This is a genomic window from Achromobacter sp. T5-5 (assembly GCF_055397965.1).
The window spans coordinates 229,268-246,713 of record NZ_AP027919.1 but is presented as its reverse complement, the minus strand read 5'-3'; the positions used below and the strand labels follow the sequence as shown (position 1 = coordinate 246,713).

18 protein-coding genes are annotated in these 17,446 nt (G+C 66.8%); 3 read left to right on the top strand and 15 right to left on the bottom strand.

The genetic code is table 11. The annotated features are described in order from the left end of the window. Positions 1 to 47 precede the first annotated feature (47 nt). The 4 genes from ACZ50Q_RS01205 to ACZ50Q_RS01190 all read right to left on the bottom strand — a co-directional run bounded on the left by ACZ50Q_RS01205 (position 48) and on the right by ACZ50Q_RS01190 (position 4,415). Positions 48 to 1,460: an MFS transporter gene (locus ACZ50Q_RS01205; RefSeq protein ID WP_464080267.1), complete on the bottom strand. Its 1,413-nt coding sequence runs from the start codon at positions 1,458 to 1,460 to the stop codon at positions 48 to 50. Further along, positions 1,433 to 2,806, bottom strand: coding sequence for a bifunctional UDP-N-acetylglucosamine diphosphorylase/glucosamine-1-phosphate N-acetyltransferase GlmU (glmU, locus tag ACZ50Q_RS01200; protein ID WP_464080266.1), 1,374 nt, complete (start codon positions 2,804 to 2,806; stop codon positions 1,433 to 1,435). The genes ACZ50Q_RS01205 and glmU overlap by 28 nt, the downstream gene beginning before the upstream one ends. Positions 2,807 to 2,875: 69 nt before the next feature. After that, positions 2,876 to 3,700, bottom strand: coding sequence for a PhaM family polyhydroxyalkanoate granule multifunctional regulatory protein (locus ACZ50Q_RS01195; RefSeq protein ID WP_464080265.1), 825 nt, complete (start codon positions 3,698 to 3,700; stop codon positions 2,876 to 2,878). A 43-nt stretch (positions 3,701 to 3,743) separates the two neighbouring features. Continuing rightward, a complete protein-coding gene (locus ACZ50Q_RS01190) occupies positions 3,744 to 4,415 on the bottom strand; it encodes an outer membrane lipoprotein (RefSeq protein ID WP_092576842.1) in 672 nt (223 codons plus the stop codon). A 132-nt stretch (positions 4,416 to 4,547) separates the two neighbouring features. Here ACZ50Q_RS01190 and ACZ50Q_RS01185 point away from each other — a divergent pair, with 132 nt between their 5' ends. Then, a complete protein-coding gene (locus ACZ50Q_RS01185) occupies positions 4,548 to 4,766 on the top strand; it encodes a DUF3717 domain-containing protein (protein WP_464080264.1) in 219 nt (72 codons plus the stop codon). 36 nt (positions 4,767 to 4,802) lie between these two features. Here ACZ50Q_RS01185 and ACZ50Q_RS01180 read toward each other — a convergent pair whose 3' ends face one another. From ACZ50Q_RS01180 to ACZ50Q_RS01160, 5 genes are all read right to left on the bottom strand, one after another. Further along, positions 4,803 to 5,408 carry an SCO family protein gene (locus ACZ50Q_RS01180; protein WP_464080263.1) on the bottom strand — a complete coding sequence of 202 codons (606 nt, stop codon included), beginning with the start codon at positions 5,406 to 5,408 and terminating at the stop codon, positions 4,803 to 4,805. Between the two features lie 17 nt (positions 5,409 to 5,425). Then, positions 5,426 to 6,319 (bottom strand): heme o synthase, encoded by an 894-nt coding sequence (gene cyoE, locus ACZ50Q_RS01175; protein WP_076517877.1) that lies wholly within the window; start codon positions 6,317 to 6,319, stop codon positions 5,426 to 5,428. A gap of 13 nt (positions 6,320 to 6,332) precedes the next feature. Beyond that, a complete protein-coding gene (locus tag ACZ50Q_RS01170; RefSeq protein WP_092577325.1) occupies positions 6,333 to 7,370 on the bottom strand; it encodes a COX15/CtaA family protein in 1,038 nt (345 codons plus the stop codon). Between the two features lie 67 nt (positions 7,371 to 7,437). After that, complete coding sequence (locus ACZ50Q_RS01165) at positions 7,438 to 8,019, bottom strand: SCO family protein (protein WP_464081935.1); 582 nt, start codon at positions 8,017 to 8,019, stop codon at positions 7,438 to 7,440. Between the two features lie 71 nt (positions 8,020 to 8,090). Continuing rightward, on the bottom strand, positions 8,091 to 8,903 hold the full coding sequence (locus ACZ50Q_RS01160; protein ID WP_464080262.1) for an SURF1 family protein: 813 nt from the start codon (positions 8,901 to 8,903) through the stop codon (positions 8,091 to 8,093). Positions 8,904 to 8,939: 36 nt separating this feature from the next. On the opposite strand from ACZ50Q_RS01160, the gene ACZ50Q_RS01155 reads away from it, so the two are divergent. Next, positions 8,940 to 9,140: a twin transmembrane helix small protein gene (locus ACZ50Q_RS01155; RefSeq protein ID WP_076517882.1), complete on the top strand. Its 201-nt coding sequence runs from the start codon at positions 8,940 to 8,942 to the stop codon at positions 9,138 to 9,140. A gap of 177 nt (positions 9,141 to 9,317) precedes the next feature. Here the strand turns inward: ACZ50Q_RS01155 and ACZ50Q_RS01150 are convergent, their stop codons facing one another. From ACZ50Q_RS01150 to coxB, 5 genes are all read right to left on the bottom strand, one after another. Beyond that, on the bottom strand, positions 9,318 to 10,193 hold the full coding sequence (locus tag ACZ50Q_RS01150; protein WP_464080261.1) for a cytochrome c oxidase subunit 3: 876 nt from the start codon (positions 10,191 to 10,193) through the stop codon (positions 9,318 to 9,320). Between the two features lie 36 nt (positions 10,194 to 10,229). After that, positions 10,230 to 10,454, bottom strand: coding sequence for a DUF2970 domain-containing protein (locus tag ACZ50Q_RS01145; RefSeq protein ID WP_092576853.1), 225 nt, complete (start codon positions 10,452 to 10,454; stop codon positions 10,230 to 10,232). 9 nt (positions 10,455 to 10,463) lie between these two features. Further along, positions 10,464 to 10,589, bottom strand: coding sequence for a cytochrome oxidase small assembly protein (locus ACZ50Q_RS01140; protein WP_235515301.1), 126 nt, complete (start codon positions 10,587 to 10,589; stop codon positions 10,464 to 10,466). 31 nt (positions 10,590 to 10,620) lie between these two features. Then, positions 10,621 to 12,228 carry a cytochrome c oxidase subunit I gene (gene ctaD / locus ACZ50Q_RS01135; RefSeq protein ID WP_076517891.1) on the bottom strand — a complete coding sequence of 536 codons (1,608 nt, stop codon included), beginning with the start codon at positions 12,226 to 12,228 and terminating at the stop codon, positions 10,621 to 10,623. A 103-nt stretch (positions 12,229 to 12,331) separates the two neighbouring features. Beyond that, entirely contained in the window at positions 12,332 to 13,489 is a 1,158-nt protein-coding gene (coxB, locus tag ACZ50Q_RS01130) for a cytochrome c oxidase subunit II (RefSeq protein WP_092576855.1), read from the bottom strand. A 301-nt stretch (positions 13,490 to 13,790) separates the two neighbouring features. On the opposite strand from coxB, the gene ACZ50Q_RS01125 reads away from it, so the two are divergent. Then, positions 13,791 to 14,603, top strand: a complete 813-nt coding sequence (locus tag ACZ50Q_RS01125; RefSeq protein WP_464080260.1) for an NUDIX hydrolase — start codon at positions 13,791 to 13,793, stop codon at positions 14,601 to 14,603. A gap of 109 nt (positions 14,604 to 14,712) precedes the next feature. Here ACZ50Q_RS01125 and ACZ50Q_RS01120 read toward each other — a convergent pair whose 3' ends face one another. Next, positions 14,713 to 17,409 (bottom strand): cation:proton antiporter, encoded by a 2,697-nt coding sequence (locus ACZ50Q_RS01120; protein ID WP_464080259.1) that lies wholly within the window; start codon positions 17,407 to 17,409, stop codon positions 14,713 to 14,715. Between the last annotated feature and the right edge of the window lie 37 nt (positions 17,410 to 17,446).

Here is a 17,446-nt window from a genome sequence, read left to right as displayed (position 1 = left end):
CCGGCCGCCATTATAGAAGCGGCCCGCGCCCGAGGTCCTGCGGCGCGCTAGGTCCGAAGCTTGTTGAACCGGACCGTGTTGACCACCACGGCCAGGGCCGCGCACACCGTGCCCAGCACCAGCGCCAGGCCAGGCCCGTGCGCCGCGCTGACGCTGAAGGCGATCGCCACAAGCGCCGTGCCGAAGCTCTGGCCGAACACCCGAGTGGTGGCCTGCAGCCCGCCCGCCGCCCCGCTGCGCAGCCGGGGCGCGGCGGACAGCAGGGCGCGGTTGTTCGGCGTCTGAAAAAAGCCGAAGCCGACGCCGGCCACGAACATGCCGGCGATGATCGGCCCGTTCGACACGGTGGAAGGCAGCAGCGCCAGCGAAAGCATGCCGACGACCATGGTGGCCGCCCCCACGCCGCTCAGGGTGGCGGCCGAATAGCGGTCCGACAGGCGGCCCGCCAGCGGCGCAATGATGGCCGTACCCACGGGCCAGGCGCCCATCAGCATGCCCACTTCCAGGTAAGGCCGACCCAGCACCTGCTGAAAATAGAACGGCAACGACACGTACGAGGCCATCTGCGCGGCGAAGGTGCAGGCCGACGCGCCTACCGCGAAGGCCAGCGGCCGGATGCGCAGCAGGTCCACCGGCACCAGCGGCGCGGTCTGCTGGCTGGCCCGGCGTACCAGCACCATGCCCGCGACCGCCGAGATGGCGACCAGGCCGATGCCGCGCAGCAGGTCTTCGCCCATCATGTCCACGCCGGAAATGAACACGCCCAGCGTCGCCATGCAGAGCAGGGCGCTGATCCAGTCCAGTTTCACGTCGTTGCGCGGGACTTCGGGCAGATGGCGCAGGCCCATCATGGCGAGCGCGCAGATGGGCAGGTTGACGGCGAAGATCCACGGCCACGGCGCCACCGACAGGATGGCCGAACCGATCGTGGGCCCCAGCACCGACATCACCGCCACCGTGGTGGCGTTGATGCTGATGCCTCGCCCCAGCATCTTGAGCGGATAGATGTTGCGCACCAGGCCGCCGAACATGCACATCAGCGTGGCCGCCCCCAGGCCCTGGAACACGCGCGCCGCCGTCAACTGCCACAGCGTGCCCGCCAGGGCGCAGCCCAGCGAAGCCAGCGTGAACAGGACCAGGCCGAAGGTGAACATGCGCCGAAAGCCGATGCGCTCGGCCAGCGCCGACAACGGCAGCAGCGCCATTACGACCGCGAGGTTGTAGGCGTTGACGATCCAGACCGCCTGCGCCGGCAAGGCATTGAGATCCTTGGCGATCGTCGGCAGCGCCACGTTGGCGATGGTGGTGTCCAGCACCGACAGGCTGATGCCCGTCATCACGGTGGCCGCCGCCCAGTACCGGCGCGGCGCCGGCAGGCCGTCGGGCGGAGCGGACTTGGCGGCGCCTTCCGGCGCCGCGTCGTGCCCCGGCGTCACGACTTCTTTACCGGGCGCTGCCATCCCTCGACGGTGACCTGCTTGGGGCGCGACACCGTCAGCTTGTCAGCCGGCGCATCGCGCGTGAGGGTGGTGCCGGCGCCCAGCGTCGCGCCGCGGCCCACGCGCACGGGCGCGACGAGCTGCGTGTCCGAGCCGATGAAGGCGTCGTCCTCGATCACGGTGCGATGCTTGTTCACGCCGTCGTAGTTGCAGGTGATGGTGCCCGCGCCCACGTTTACGCGCGCGCCGATGTCGGCGTCGCCGATGTAGGCCAGGTGGTTGGCCTTGCTGTCCGCGCCCAGCACGCTCTTCTTGATCTCGACGAAGTTGCCGACGTGGCTGCGGTCGCCCAGCTCGGCGCCGGGACGCAGGCGGGCGTAGGGGCCCACGCGCGCATCGCGACCCACCTCGGCCTGCTGCAGGTGGCTGAAGGCTTCGATGTGCGTGCCCGCGCCGACGCTGACGTCGCGCAGCACGCAATGCGGGCCCACGCGCACGCCGTCGGCCAGCGAGACCTGGCCTTCGAACACGCACCCCACGTCGATGAAGACGTCGCGGCCGCAGGTGAGCGTGCCGCGCACGTCAAAGCGCGCCGGGTCGGCCAGGGTGACGCCGGCTTCGAGCTGGCGGCGGGCCTGCTCGGCCTGCCAGCGGCGCTCGAGTTCGGCCTGCTGCACGCGGCTGTTCACGCCCAGCGTTTCCCAGCCGGCGCCGGGCTGGGCCGCGCCCACGGGCACCTCGTCGACCACGGCCAGGCCGACGACGTCGGTCAGGTAGTACTCGCCCTGGGCGTTGTTGTTGTCGATGCGGGTCAACCAGTTCTTCAGCTTCGCGGTCGGCGCGCTGAGGATGCCGGTGTTCACTTCCTTGATCTCGCGCTCGGCGTCCGAGGCGTCCTTGTGCTCGACGATGCGGCACACGTTGCCCTTGGCATCGCGCACGATGCGGCCGTAACCCGTGGAATCGGCCAGCACTTCGGTCAGCACGGCGGCGCCCTGGCCACGCGCATCCAGCAGGCGCTGCAGGGTCTCGGGCTGGACCAGCGGCACGTCGCCGTACAGCACCAGCGTCACGTCGTCCTTGCCGTCGCCTTCCAGCAGCAGCGGCACGGCTTGCTGCACGGCATGGCCCGTGCCGTGCTGAGGCTGCTGCAGCACGAAGTGCAGGTCTTGCTGACCGTCGAAAGCCTGCTTGACGCGATCCGCGCCGTGGCCGACCACCACGATGATGCGCGCCGGCTGCAATTGGCGCGCGCTGTCCAGCACATGGGCCAGCATGGGTTTGCCGGCCAGCGTGTGCAGCACTTTGGGAAGGTCGGACTGCATGCGTTTACCCAGTCCGGCGGCAAGAATCACTACATTAAGCATAAGTTCCAGTAGGTGTGGAGACGGTCGGGCGGCCTTGCGGCCGGTCCGCGTGTCGATTGAAGGATAGGGTCAGGGCTTGCCGTCGGCAGGCCCGGTTTTCTTGGCGGGCTTTGCCGCCCGCTTGGTGGCGGCGGGCTTGCGCGCGGCAGCCGGCTTGGCGGCCTTGCCTTGCGGCTTGGCCGACGCCTTGGGCGTGGCGGGGTCGGGCTTGGCGCCCGTGTCCGCGGCCGGCGCGCTTGCCGGCATCGAGGCCGCCGTGGCGGCGGCGATCTGGTTGAACTGCTGTTGCAGCAGATCCCACCAGGCCTTGGACGCCGACTGCGCGGCGGCGCCCATCTGTTCGCTCATGGCGGCGGCCGATTCGGCGCCGCCGGTGGCGGACGCGCCTGCCTCGCTGCCCGATGCGGCATCGGACTGTGCGCTGGCGTCTTCCTTGGCCTGGGCGGACGCGGCGTTGTCCGGCTGCGCGGAACTTCCGTGGCCAGCGCCCGCCGACTTCGGCGCGGGCTTCAGGCCCAGCGCAACCTCGAGCGGCGAAGGCGCGCCGCCCTCCGGCGCCGTGCCCAGGTCCATGCGCGAGGCGCTGTCCACGAAGGCGCGCAGGGTGCTGATCGTGGACCGCTGCACCTCCATGCCCTGGATGGTGCTGGAGAGCATGCTCAGGTTCATGCGCAGCCAGTTTTCCACCGACCGCAGTTCGGCGATGCGGCGGTCCAGGTCTTCGAGGTTCATGGGCGGGGCCATGGGCAGGCTGCTCGCCAGACCGCCCGGGCCCGTCAGGCCGGCCCAGGCCTGGCGCATCATTTCCATGCTGGCCAGTAGCGGATTGCCCGACAGGTCGGAGTTCTGGCCCATGCCGGGCAGGACGAACGGGTTGGTGTATTGATCGCTCATTCCAGGTCTCTCCAAGGTCGGATGCTTGCCGCCGGCGGTCGGGTCAACCCGGCAGAAGCTGATTGTTCTCCACGCGCACATGGTCGCCGGAGGCAAACGAGAACGGCTGCGCGCTGCGGAACTGGCGCGTGCTGCCGTCGCTCATGCGCACCGTGAGCTCATAGTGCGTCACTGTTTGTTGCTGTCTGATATTACGCTCAACTTCACGGCCTGCCAAAGCACCGCCGACCGCGCCCAGCACCGTCAGGGCCGTCTTTCCGCTGCCTCCGCCAAACTGATTACCCACGACGCCGCCGGCCACGCCGCCCGCGATGGTGCCGACCAGATGGTCGCTGTTGTCCTTGGCGGGAACCTGCACCTGGCGGATGGTCTCGACCACGCCGCACGAGGCGCAGGCTTGCGGCGCCGGCGCGGGACGCGCGGCGGGCGCGGCCGGCCGCGAGGGCGATGCGGGCTGCGACGCCTGGGCCTGGTGCATCTGGCCCGCGGGCCGGCCCGCGCCGGGCGGTGCGGCGTCGGGTGCGGGCGCCAGGTTGGCGTCTTCAGGGCCGGCTTCGGCGACTGCCTCGTCCGCGTGCGGGTTGGCCGACGGGGTGGGCAGCCAGCCGAGCACCGCGGCCACGCCCACCGAACACATGACGATGACGGCGATCGCGGCGGCGGCCAGCAGCGGATGCAGGCCGCGGCGCGGCGCAGGTTGGGTCGAAGTATTCATGACGATGCTCCATCGTAACTAACCGGCAGTGGTATAGCACCCGGGCGCGGTTTCGGCATGTTGCGATGGTGACCCTTCTTTGCAGGGCGGATGGAGGGTGGACAGGCAGGGACATTCGTGGACAATAGGCGCATGGATCCCATCACCCTGCCCCAGCTTGAACAGGCAATCAACTACTGGCGCAACACGTCGCCATCGGTTGGCGAAGAGTCGCGCCTGTGCCCCGAGGCAGCCGCGCTGGCCACCCCCTATGCGTTGATGATCATTGCCCATCGGCGCGAGATTCCCGCCGCCGAACTCAGCGACAAGGCGCGCGCCGCGCTGGCCGCGTGGGCGGCGGCGAAAGCGTGATCCGCCGTCTGGCCGGGCCTTGCGGCCCCACCCGCCTCAGCCCTTGAGCAGTGCCTGGATGTCGTGCGTCAGGCCGTCGGCCCCGACGTTGTTGTTGGCCAGCACGCGCGATTCGCCCTTGCCGTCGAACAGGTAGAACGCCGCCGTGTGGTCCATCGTGTAGCTGCCGTCCTTGGTGGGCGCCTTGGCGTAATAGGCCTTGAACGAGGCGGCCGCCTTCTTGATCTGGTCGGGCGTGCCGGTCAGCCCCAAAAAGCGCGGGTCGAAAGCCGTGACGTACTGCTTGAGCACCTCGGGCGTGTCGCGTTCGGGATCCACCGTGATCAGCAGGACCTGGACACGGTCGGCGTCCGGGCCCAGCTTTTTCATCACTTCGGTCAGTTCGGCCAGCGCCGTGGGGCACACGTCTGGACACTGCGTGAAACCGAAGAACACGACCACGACCTTGCCCGAAAAGTCCGAGAGCTGGCGCATCTTGCCGTTGTGGTCGGACAGTTCCATCGCCCGGCCCAACTGCGTGCCGCTGATGTCGCTGCCTTTGAAAACGGGCTTGCTGTCGCCGCAGGCAGCCAGGGCGGCAGCGACGGCGGCGGCGGCGCCCAGTCGCAGGGCCAGCCGGCGGCTGGCGGAAAACACGGACATCGACAACCTCCGGGGGGTCAGCGCAAGAGGCCGACCCAGTGGTCGACCAGCAGGGCGCCAAAGAGCAGCGCCAGGTAAAGAATGGAAAAGCGGAACATGCTGCGCGCCAGTTCGTCGCTGTACTGGCGGTACAGGCGCCAGGCGTACGACACGAACATGCCGCCCAGCACAAGCGCCGACAGCAGATACAGTTCGCCGCTCATGCGGATGGCGTAGGGCAACAGCGTGGTCGCCATCAGCGCCAGGCTGTACAGCAGGATGTGCAGGCGCGTGAACTGGTTGCCGTGCGTCACCGGCAGCATGGGCAGGCCGGCCTTGGCGTAGTCGTGGTTGCGATACAGCGCCAGCGCCCAGAAGTGCGGCGGCGTCCAGATGAAGATGATGAGGACCAGCACCCAGGCCTCGGCCGGCACGGAATCCGCGACCGCCGCCCAGCCCAGCGCCGGCGGCATCGCGCCAGACAGGCCGCCAATGACGATGTTCTGCGGCGTGCGCGGCTTGAGGATGATGGTGTAGATGATGGCGTAGCCCACGAACGTGGCGAACGTCAGCCACATGGTGAGCGGGTTGACCATGTTGTAGAGCACGAACATGCCCGCGCCGCCCAGCAGCCCGGACAGGCTGAGCACCTGGAAGGCCGAGATCGTGCCACGCGCCGTGGCCCGGCGCGCGGTGCGCAGCATGCGGGCGTCCACTTCCTGTTCGATCAGGCAATTGATGGCGAAGGCGGCGGCGGCCAGCAGCCAGATGCCGATGGTGCCGAACAGCACGCGGCGCATGTCCGGGATGCCCGGCGCGGCCAGGAACATGCCGATCACGGCGCAAAACACGGCCAACTGCGTCACGCGCGGCTTGGTGAGGACGAGGTACTGGCGGAGCAATCCGGATTGAGGAGCGGCAAGACTGGTCATAGTGGACCTCATTTTAAACGCGCACCAAATTGGGGTCGTACCGCCTCGCCGGCTCATGGCCCGCAGACGCCAGACGCACCATCAAGACCACGGCCGACAAGGTCAGGCCTGCCGCGCCCCCATTGTGCAGCACGGCGATCAACAGCGGCCACTGGAAGAAGATCGTCGTCAGGCCCGTGAGCAGTTGCGCGCCCAGCAGCGCCAGCATCAGCGTGGCCGGGCCGCGCAGGCCGGGCTCGGCGGCGCGCAGCCGCCATGCCAGGATGCCCAGGTAGACGAACACCACGAAGGCGAAATTGCGGTGGACCCAGTGGATGGCCGTGAGCGCGGGCTGCGAGATCATTTCGCCGGAAGGCAGTTCGCCCAGCCCGCGGATGATCGAATACCCGCCGTGAAAGTCCATGTCCGGCACCCACTGCCCGTGGCAGGTGGGAAAGTCCATGCAGGCAAGCGCCGCGTAGTTGGTGCTGACCCACCCGCCCAGCGTCACCTGAACCAGCAGCAGCACGAATCCGACCGCCACCCAGGGCTTCCAGCGCACGGCCGCGGCGCTCACCGGCAGGTGCGGACGCTCGCGCGACGACAGCCAGGTCATCAGGGCCAGCACCGACAGGCCGAACACCAGGTGCGCGGTCACGACGGCGGGCATGAGCTTGTGGGTCACGGTCCAGGCGCCGAACGCGCCCTGCACGCACACGGCCACCAGGGTCGTGATGGCCAGCGCGGGCGAGCGTCCCAGTTCGCGGCGGTAGCGCCAGGCCATGTAGACGATGCCGATGATGAGCATGCCCAGGATGGCGCCGACATAGCGGTGGATCATCTCGATCCAGGCCTTGGACAGGGTCACCGGTCCGAAGGGCATGGCCTGCGAGGCCTCGTGGATGTCGCCCATCGCGCCGATCGGCGTGACGCTGCCGTAGCAGCCGGGCCAGTCCGGACAGCCCAGGCCCGAATCCGTGAGGCGCACGAAGGCGCCGAACATGATCAGGTCCAGCGTCAGGAACCAGGTAAAGAATACGAGCTTGCGGTAGCGCGCCTTGATGCGTTCCATATCAACCAAAATAAATGCCCTCACGCCGAGCGGGCGTCTTTCATTGCGGCGCCCCGGCGGTAAAAATTCAACCAATGCGCGAGTTATAGACCAGCTTGCTGATGTCCTTGCGCACCCGCACGCCATCCGCCTCGGCGGGATACTGCATCATGAGGTTGCCCAGCGGGTCGATCACCCAGATCGGATCCTGCAGGCCGGGCTGGCCCGCGGCGGTGCGGCGCGCCAGCAGGAACCGGGCCAACTGGTCGGGGTCCACGCGCACCATCACCGTGCCCTTGTAGGCCTCCAGCACCTTGTCCGGCACCACCGCGTCGTCGGTGATGAACCAGACGCGCGCCAGGCGATCCACGTTCTTGCCCTGGCTGGCGTGGCTGTTGCGCGTGATGAAGAGCTTGCGCGCGCAGCTTTCGGGGCAGGCCGCCCCGTCGGCGGCCACCAGCAGCCACTTGCCCTTCAGGCTTTGCAGATCGAAGGGCTTGCCGTCCAGCGTGGTCAGGCGCAGTTCGGATGCCTGGGGCATCGGGCGCTGCGGCGTCACGAGGGTGCCGTAGTTGCTGGATTCGCTGGGCCACCATTGCGGATTCATGTAGACCACGAACGCCGCGACGATGGGCGCCAGCGAGCACAGGAACACCAGCACCATGGGCATCAGCGAACGCTTGCCTGCGGGCTTGTTGGAGGAGTTGTCGCGAGCCACTTTGTATCCTGGAATAGCGTTGTTCATCGACGCGCGCGGATCCGGGCCTGGGCCCGCGTGTCCCCGCGCTGGCGCATGCGGCGGATGGCGCCTCCCAGCACCACCAGCCACGCAATGGCGGCAATCGCCCCGAAAGCGAACCACTGTACCGCGTACGACGTGTTCTGCTGGAAATCCACCGACGGCTGGGGCCAGTCGCGCACCAGACCATCGTCGCCCGGCCCGCCCTGGCTGAGCACCGTGGGCAGCAGATCCAGCCCGGTCGCGCGGGCGTAGGCGTCCAGCGGCAGGTTCTGCACTTGCGGCACCTTCCCGTCCGCCGCGGGCAGCGTCGCGGGCAAGGTCGAGGTTTGCGATCCGCCCAGCGACCAGAGTTCGAACAGGCGCGGCACGCGCTCGGAAAGCTCGCCTTGCACGGTCTGCACGCCCTCGGGCGCGGCCGGCAGCTCGGGCTCGCCCTGGCCCTGGATGACGCGCGGCAACCACCCGCGCAGCACCAGCACCGCGCGCCGCGCGGACGCGTCCAGCAGCAGCGGCGTGGCCAGCCAGTAGCCGGGCCTGCCGTCCTGGTTGCGATTGTCCAGCAGTACACTGAATTCGGGCAGCCACGTGCCGCTGGCCTGCGCCACGCGCCAGGCCGTCATGTCCGCGGGCGGCGTGGCGGGCGTCAGCACGAGTGGCGCTTGCTTGCGGCCCGCTTCGATCGCGGCCAGAATGGCGCGTCGCTCATCGCTGCGACGCAACTGCCATTGCCCCAGCGACACCAGGATCACCACGGCGATGCCAAGCAGCAGTAAGGCGGCTACCGTGTAGCGGGTGGAATGCGGTCGGGACATCTGTCGTTGCTAAATCTGATTTGTCGGGAGACCACAATGCGCGTTTTCGTCGTTCTGGCCTTCATCGGGATACTGGCCAGTCTGGCATCCGCCCTGGTCTACCTGATGCGGGACAAAGGTACCACCAACCGCACGGTCAACGCACTGACGGTCCGTATCGGCCTGTCGGTCGCCCTGTTCGTGTTCGTGCTGTTCGCCCATCACATGGGCTGGATCGAGAGCACGGGCTTTAGATAGGCTGCGCGGCGTCCGGTTCCCCGGATTTGGCGCCGCAACCGCCGGGCGCGTCCCCGCAAATGGCCTGAAAGCGCGGCGGAAGCCGGCTTGCCGCCCGCCCCCTTCGCGCTTTCCCGTGCCGCAACGGCCGCCGGCTGCGCCGGCCGCCGTCAGAACCCCGCGATCAGCACCGCGCGGTCAGAACCAATAGACAAACAGGTACAGGCCCAGCCACACCACGTCCACGAAGTGCCAGTACCAGGCCGCGCCCTCGAAACCGAAGTGATGGTCCGCCGTGAAGTGGCCGCGCATCAGGCGGATCAGGATGACCGTGAGCATGGTCGCGCCCAGAATCACGTGGAATCCGTGGAAGCCGGTCAGCATGTAGAACAGCGAGCCATAGGCGCCCGAGTTGAACTTGAGGTTCAGGTCGCGGTAGGCATGAATGTATTCAAAGGCCTGACAGCCCACGAAGACAAAGCCCAGGATGACGGTGGCCGCCAGCCAGAACTTCGTCTTGCCGCGATGGTTTTCACGCAGCGCATGGTGCGCGATGGTGAGCGTGACGCCGGAACTGAGCAACAGCGCCGTGTTGATCGTGGGCAGCCAGAAGGGACCCACGGTCTGGAAGGATTCCACCACGCCGGCCGGGCCGAAGTTGGGCCAGGTCGCCTGGAAGTCCGGCCACAGCATCAGGCGGTGGTCGATGTCGCCCAGCCATGGCGTCGTGACGGTGCGCGTGTACCAGAGCGCGCCGAAGAACGCGGCAAAGAACATGACCTCCGAGAAGATGAACCAGCTCATGCTCCAGCGGTAGGAATCGTCGATGCGCTTGCTGTTCAGGCCGGTTTCCGATTCATGGATGGCATCGCCGAACCAGTAGTACAGCACGATGACCACGCCGATGAATCCCACCAGCACGGACCACTTGCCCCAATCCGCGCCGTTGACCCAGGCCGCGGCGCCCAGGCCCATGAAGAGCAGCGCAACGGCCATGCGCACGGGATGGCCCGAGTCGGCGGGGACAAAGTAGTACGGTGCCTCTTTACCTTGAACCGAGTGGCTTGCACTCATGGCTTTCTCCCTGGTACAGATTTAGATTTAGGTAATTCAAGTCAGGCTGGAAACGGCCCAACGAACAATTAAAACCAGCACAGTCACAAAGATTGCCGCTGCCAGCAGTCCGGCCACGATGACGTGGACCGGATTGAGCCTGGCGATGTCCTCACGGTAGCCCGCGCCCTTGCGCACCCCGAAAAATCCCCACGCCACCGCCTTCATCGTCTGAAGAAAGCTCAGCTTGCGCTGGGAGGTTTCGCGAAGGTCGTCGCTCATGGTTGTGGCCTAGCCGACGGCCTTGCCGGTCAGCAACGCCGAACCGCGGATCACGGTCCAGGCGAACACGGCAAGGACGAAAACCAGCAGGACCAGTCCTGCGATCTTGTTGCGGCGGCGCTGCTCGGGTGTCATTGCTGTGCGACCTGGAACATGGATTGGGCGTTTACTTCACTTCGGGCGGCGTTTCGAAGGTGTGGAACGGGGCGGGCGACGGCACCGTCCATTCCAGACCTTCGGCGCCTTCCCACGGCTTGGCGGCTGCGGGTTCGCCCTTGCCCCGGTAGCAACGCACGATGGCCCACAGGAAAATGAGCTGTGACAGGCCAAACCAGAACGCGCCGATGGTGGCGAGCTGGTGGAAGGTCGTGAACTGCGCGGCGTAGTCGGCGTAGCGGCGCGGCATGCCGGCCAGACCCAGGAAGTGCATCGGGAAGAAGGTCACGTTGAACGAGATCAGCGTGGACCAGAAGTGCAGCTTGCCCAGCTTTTCGCTGTACATGCGGCCCGTCCACTTGGGCACCCAGTAGTACGCGCCGGCAAACAGCGCAAAGAGGGAACCGGCCACCAGCACGTAGTGGAAGTGCGCCACCACGTAATAGGTGTCGTGGACCTGGATGTCGATGGGCGCCACCGACAGGATCAGGCCGGTGAAGCCGCCCATCGTGAACACGAAGATGAAGCCGATGGAGAACAGCATCGGGGTTTCGAACGTCATGGACCCGCGCCACATCGTGGCGACCCAGTTGAACACCTTCACCCCGGTGGGGATGGAGATGAGCATGGTGGCGTACATGAAGTAGAGCTGGCCGGTCACCGGCATGCCGGTCGTGAACATGTGGTGCGCCCACACGATGAACGACAGCACGGCGATGGAGGCGGTGGCGTACACCATGGAGGCGTAGCCGAACAGCTTCTTGCGGGCGAACGCGGGCACGATGGCCGACACGATGCCGAACGCCGGCAGGATCATGATGTAGACCTCGGGGTGCCCGAAGAACCAGAACACGTGCTGGTACAGGACCGGGTCACCGCCCGCAGCGGCATTGAAGAAGCCCGTGCCGAAGTGGCGGTCGGTCAGCACCATGGTGATGGCGGCGGCCAGCACCGGCATCACGGCCAGCAGCAGGAACGCGGTGATCAGCCAGGTCCAGCAGAACAGCGGCATCTTCATCAGCGTCAGGCCGGGCGCGCGCATGTTCAGGATGGTGACGATGATGTTGATGGCGCCCATGATGGACGAGGCGCCCATGATGTGGATGGCGAAGATCGCCAGGTCCATGCCCGGGCCCATCTGCAGCGACAGCGGCGCGTACAGCGTCCAGCCGGCGGCGGTGGCGCCGCCCGGCACGAAGAACGACGCGGTCAGCATGATCGCGGCCACCGGCAGCAGCCAGAAGCTGAAGTTGTTCATGCGGGCGAACGCCATGTCGGACGCGCCGATCTGCATCGGGATCATCCAGTTCGCAAAGCCCACGAACGCCGGCATGATGGCGCCGAACACCATGATCAGGCCGTGCATCGTGGTGAACTGGTTGAAGAGCTCGGGGCGGAAGAACTGCAGGCCCGGCTCGAAGAGCTCGGTGCGCAGCAGCAGCGCCAGCGTGCCGCCCTCCAGAAGCATGACGAACGAGAAGATGAGATACATCGTCCCGATGTCTTTGTGGTTCGTTGCAAAAAGCCACCGGCGCCAGCCCGTGGGGACACCGTGGTGGTGGTCATCGTGACCGTGGCCGTGGCCCGGCGACACGTGGTCTACAGTGACGCTGCTCATGATGGACTCCTTCCTGCTGAGTGCCGGCCCCGTTCGACGGGGCGGCAGGGTATCTCTGACTAAAGGGAACCGGTTCTACGGTGGAGGAAATGGGCGCGCGCGATCAGCGCGCAGCCGCCACGTCCTTCGGTGGAACCGTCGGGTCCTGCCCCTTGCCGGCATTGCTCCAGGCATGGCGCGTATAGCTGATGACCGCTGCGATCTCGACGTCGTTGAGCTGCCCGCCGAACGCCGCCATGGCGGTGCCGGGCTTGCCCTTCAGCACGGTGTCGATCTGCGGCCCCTTGGGACCCAGAACGACCTTGTCTCCGTCAAGCGGCGGGAAGGAACCGGGAATGCCCTTGCCGTTGGCCTGGTGACAGGCCACGCAATTCGCCGCGAAAACCTTTTCGCCGCGGGCAACCAGTTCGGCTTCCGTCCACTCTTTGTTGGGATCGTCGGCGTTTGCCGCCATCTTCTTCTTTTGGTCTTCAACCCACTTATCGTAGTCCGGTTGCGCCAGGACTTCCACGACGATGGGCATGAATGCGTGGTCCTTGCCGCAGAGTTCCGCGCACTGGCCGCGATAGATGCCAGGCTTTTCGGCGTTGAACCAGGTGTCGCGCAGGAAGCCGGGGATGGCGTCCTGCTTCACGCCGAAGTCCGGAATCATCCAGGAGTGGATGACGTCGGAGGCGGTGAGGACGATGCGGATCTTCTTGTTCGCGGGGACGACCAGGTGGTTGTCCACTTCCATCAGGTAGAACTCGCCCTTGGGCTCGCGGTTCTCGATCTGGGCGCGCGGTGTGGACAGCGTGGAGAGGAACTTGATGCCGGCGGCCGAGCCGTCGAGGTACTCGTAGCCCCATTTCCATTGATAGCCGGTGACCTTGACGGTGAGGTCGGCGCTGGAAGTGTCCTTCATGGCGACGACCGTCTTGGTGGCCGGCAGCGCCATGGCGATGACGATGATGAAGGGGATGACGGTCCAGGCGACTTCGACGCCGAGATGTTCGTGGAAGGTCGCCGCCTTGTGGCCGCGGGACTTCCGGTGCGCCCAGATGGAGTAGAACATCACTCCGAAGACGCCGATGAAGATCACGATACAGATGGTGAGCAGCAACCAATGCAGCCACATGATGTCGCGCGAGATCGCGGTGACGCCTTCATGCAGATTGAGCTGATTGACCTTCGGACCGCCGGGCATGTTTTGCACCTGGGCACCGGCCACGCTGCCAACCAGCATCGCACAAGCCCCCAGTATCCCTCTCCACTTCTTCATGCTTACCTCGAAATACGGCGCGAAGGCCCATTTGCTGGTGGCGGAAGTCACCGGAATACGGGCAACGCGCAATTATTAGATGGCAGGGCGATGCAGGGAGATAGAGCGGCCCTGTCGTTCCCTCTCGAAATCACAAAGAAACTGGCGGATTATAGCGGACGCGCAAACAGATGTAAGTTTGTGCTCTTGAATTCATGGAGCCCGCCCCCATGTGGCCGCGCCCCTTGACTGCGGCCCTTGACTGCGGCCCGTAAACCGGGTGGCTTAAAATCGCCTGCATCCTCATCACCATGACGCCACGATGCCAAAGCCGTTGTCCGATTTGTATGCCGCCCTGTGCGCCCGCGCGCAGGAGCCAGCCCCGGAAGGCGCGCGCGCTTTATATATAGCGGGGCGCCGCTGCGGCTGGGCCACGCATGCGGCGTGCGACGCGCTGCGCGAAGCGCCGCAAACGCATGCGGACGACACGGCGCTGCGCATCGGCGACGGCCTCGTTCCGGGCAATGCGCTGGATGCGGTGCTGGAACAGGCCGCGCAACTGTTGCGCCAAGCCAACTGCCTGCGCGGCTGGCGCGACGAATTGCTGGACGTATTGGATGGCGAGCAGCCGCTCGGCGTGATCGAACGCGCAGCCGTGCGGCCGTTGGGCCTGCTGACCAAGGCCGTGCACCTGAACGCCTGGACGCCCGACGGCAGGCTGTGGGTGGCGCGGCGTTCGCTCAGCAAGTCGACGGATCCCGGTATGTGGGACACGCTGGTGGGCGGACTGGCCGGCAGCCGCGAAGACCTGGAACTGGCGCTGGTGCGCGAATGCGGCGAAGAAGCCGGGCTGGACGAACCGGACCTGGCGCACCGCACGCCGCTGCGCACGATCCTGCGCATCCATCGCCGGCTGCCCGAGGGCTATCAGGTCGAAGACGTGCTGACCAGCACCTGCCTCCTGGCGCCGGACGCGCGCCCCGCCAACCGCGACGGCGAGGTCATGGAGATCGCCACCATCGCTGTGGCCACGGCGCTGGACCGCATCCGCGAGGGCGAGTTCACGCTGGAAGCCGCCCTGGTGCTGGTCGAGGACATCATGCGGCGCCAGGCCGCGGGCGAGATCACGGTCTAGCCGGGCGCCGGGTGGGGCGCGGGGTGGTCTCTCCTGAGCGGCGGTCCTGACTTGGGCGCCTGACTTGGACGCCTGCCCCGGACGACTTTCAGGACAACTTTCGGGACGACTAGCGCGGCGACGGTTCCGGCGTCGCCATCACCGATCCGCCCAACCCATCGTCGTCGCGCGCGGATTCGCCGCGCAGTTCGCGGGCCGCCTGGACATCCTCGCCTTCGGGCGCAATGGCGGCGCCGGCCGCTTCCGCGGCTTCGGCCGCCTGCGCCGGACTGGGGGCCGGCATCGGCGCGGCCGCGGGAGCCGCCGCCGCGGATGCCTGCGAAAACTGCTTCCAGACCTCGATGGCGCGCAACCGCTGCTTGGCCACGACCTGGATGCGTTCACGCAGGTTTTCGTCGCGGGCGAGCAGCGCGTGGAAGTCGCGCGAAGACAGCATCAGCAGCTTGCTGTAGCCCAGTGACGTCACGTCTGGCGTGAGCTGCGCTTCGCCCAGCAGGCCCAGTTCGCCGAAGAACTCCCCGCTGCCCAGCTCGATCATGGTGTTGTCGGGCAGGTGGACCGCCACGGCGCCCGACGCCACGAAACACATTTCCTCGCCGTGCCGGCCCTTGGTCAGCACCCGCTGGTCGGGCAGGGCAAGGCGCGGCTTGAGCAGCTTGCTGATGGCGCGCAGGGAATCGGGCGACAGCCCTTCGAAGAGCGGCACGCGCTTGATGAGTTCGGCCGCGCTCATTTCGATGTCCAGCGGCGGATGCTTGTCGATGTGCGCCCAGCGGCTCTTCAATTGCTCGGTCAGGTCCGCATAGACTTCGCCGCTGATCAGAAACTGCTCAAGCATGTCGCGATAGCGGATGCGCTCGAGTTCTCGGGCCACGCGGCCCAGGTAGCTTTCCTGCAGCCACTGGGCGTACGACGGATATTGCAGGTTCAGGGCCTGCATGGCGTTCTCGATCAGGTCCAGGCGGCGCTGGTGCAACGACACGATGCGCTGCGTGGCCGCTTCGCCCAGCAATGGCGTGATCTGCTCGCGGGCAAAGCCGATCAGGCGCTGCGCGACCGACCGCTTGCTCATCAGGTTGGCAAAGCGCTGGCCGAGTTCGCGCGCCAGCCAGCCCTGGAAGCCGAAGACATAGTGCAGCCGCAGCGCCAGCCGGAAGCCCGTCGAATAGCGCACGTCGGCCACGATGGCGCGCTCGAAGCCCTCCACGCCCCCCAGCCGGATGGCGTCTTCCAGGCGCTCCGCGCGGGCCAGCAATGTTTCGGCCATGCGCCAGTCCACGATCTGGGCCTTGAGAATGTCGAAGAACATTTCCTCTTCGCGCTGGGCGACGATGGTCAGGCCCACCGCCACGCGCTGCTCGTCGGTCATCTGGCTGACCCGGCCATCATGCACGCTGGCCAGGCTGGCGTCGAACACGGCGCGGATGCGGTCGCGGACCTCGGTGCCGATGTGCTCGGCCTTGGCGACTTCCTCGGTCTTGTCCTGCAGGTCCTCCAGCGCCACGGCCATCACCTGGTTGCGGATGGTGCGCTCTACGGGCGATAGCTGGTTCAGCCCCAGCATGCGGATGAGCGGCCGCAGGCTGATGCCGTTGACGAACAGGGTCATCAGCACGAACCCGGTGGTGGCGACGGCGATGAACTGGCGCGCCTCTTCGGGCACGCCCGTCTGCTCGGTCACCGCCAGCGCCAGCGCCAGCGACACGGCGCCGCGCAGGCCGCCCCACAGCATCACGACCTTGTAGGGGTTGCTGACCTTGGTGCCCAGCCGGGTCAGGCCCAGCAGCGGCAGCAAGCCGAACACCACGATGCCGCGCGCGACCAGGGTCACGACGAACACCACGCCGACCAGCACCAGTTCCTGCCAATCGGCGGCCGCCATCAGCTTGGGAATCAGCATGGCGGCAAACAGGAAAATGAGGGAATTGGCCCAGAAGCCGAACTGCTCCCAGGCGCTGGCCAGATGTTCGAAGGTCGTGGGCGACATGCGCGTGCGGCCGGTCGAGCCCACCACCAGCCCCGCGATCACCGTGGCGACCACGCCCGAGACGTTCAGGTAATGCTCGGAGATGAAGAAGGACAGGTAGGCCAGCGTCAGGGTCAGCGTGATCTCGGCCGTGGGAAAACCGCGCAACCAGGCGAACAGGAAGCAGGCCAGCCGCCCCATGGCAAACCCCGCCAGGCCGCCGCCGATGAAGTGCACGAGGAAGTCGTTGAAGATGCCGCTGACGGACAACTCGCCCCTGCCGCTCAGCACGGCCAGCAGCACGGAGTACAGCGCGATGGAGGCCGCGTCGTTGAAGAGGCTTTCGCCCTCGACCAGGGTGGTCAGCCGCTTGGGCGCGCCCACTTCGCGGAAAATGCCGACCACGGCCACCGGGTCCGTCGTCGCCACGATGGCGCCCAGCAGCAGGCACACCACCAGACCGTAGGGCGAGACCGCATCGAGCGTCACGCCGACCACCACCGTGCAGACCACCACGGCCACGATGGCCATCATCAGGATGGGCCCGATGTCGTCCATCAATCGCCGCACGTTCATCGCCAGCGCGGTCTCAAAGAGCAGCACGGGCAGAAACACCATCAGGAAGGTCTCGGACGAGATCTCGAAGCTTTCCAGCGAATCGAGGAAGTCGCCGATCCAGGCGGGCGCCCAGCCATGCACGTGAATGATGATGCCAAGCAGACAGCCGACAATCGCGAGCAGCACGGAATAGGGCAGCTTCACGCGGCCGGCCAGGGGCGGCATGAAGCAGACCAGCGTGAGCAGGCCCGCAAGACCAAATACGAGAAAACCAACATCCATGGGTGACGCCGCGTCCCATTCTTAAAGCGTGTGGAAG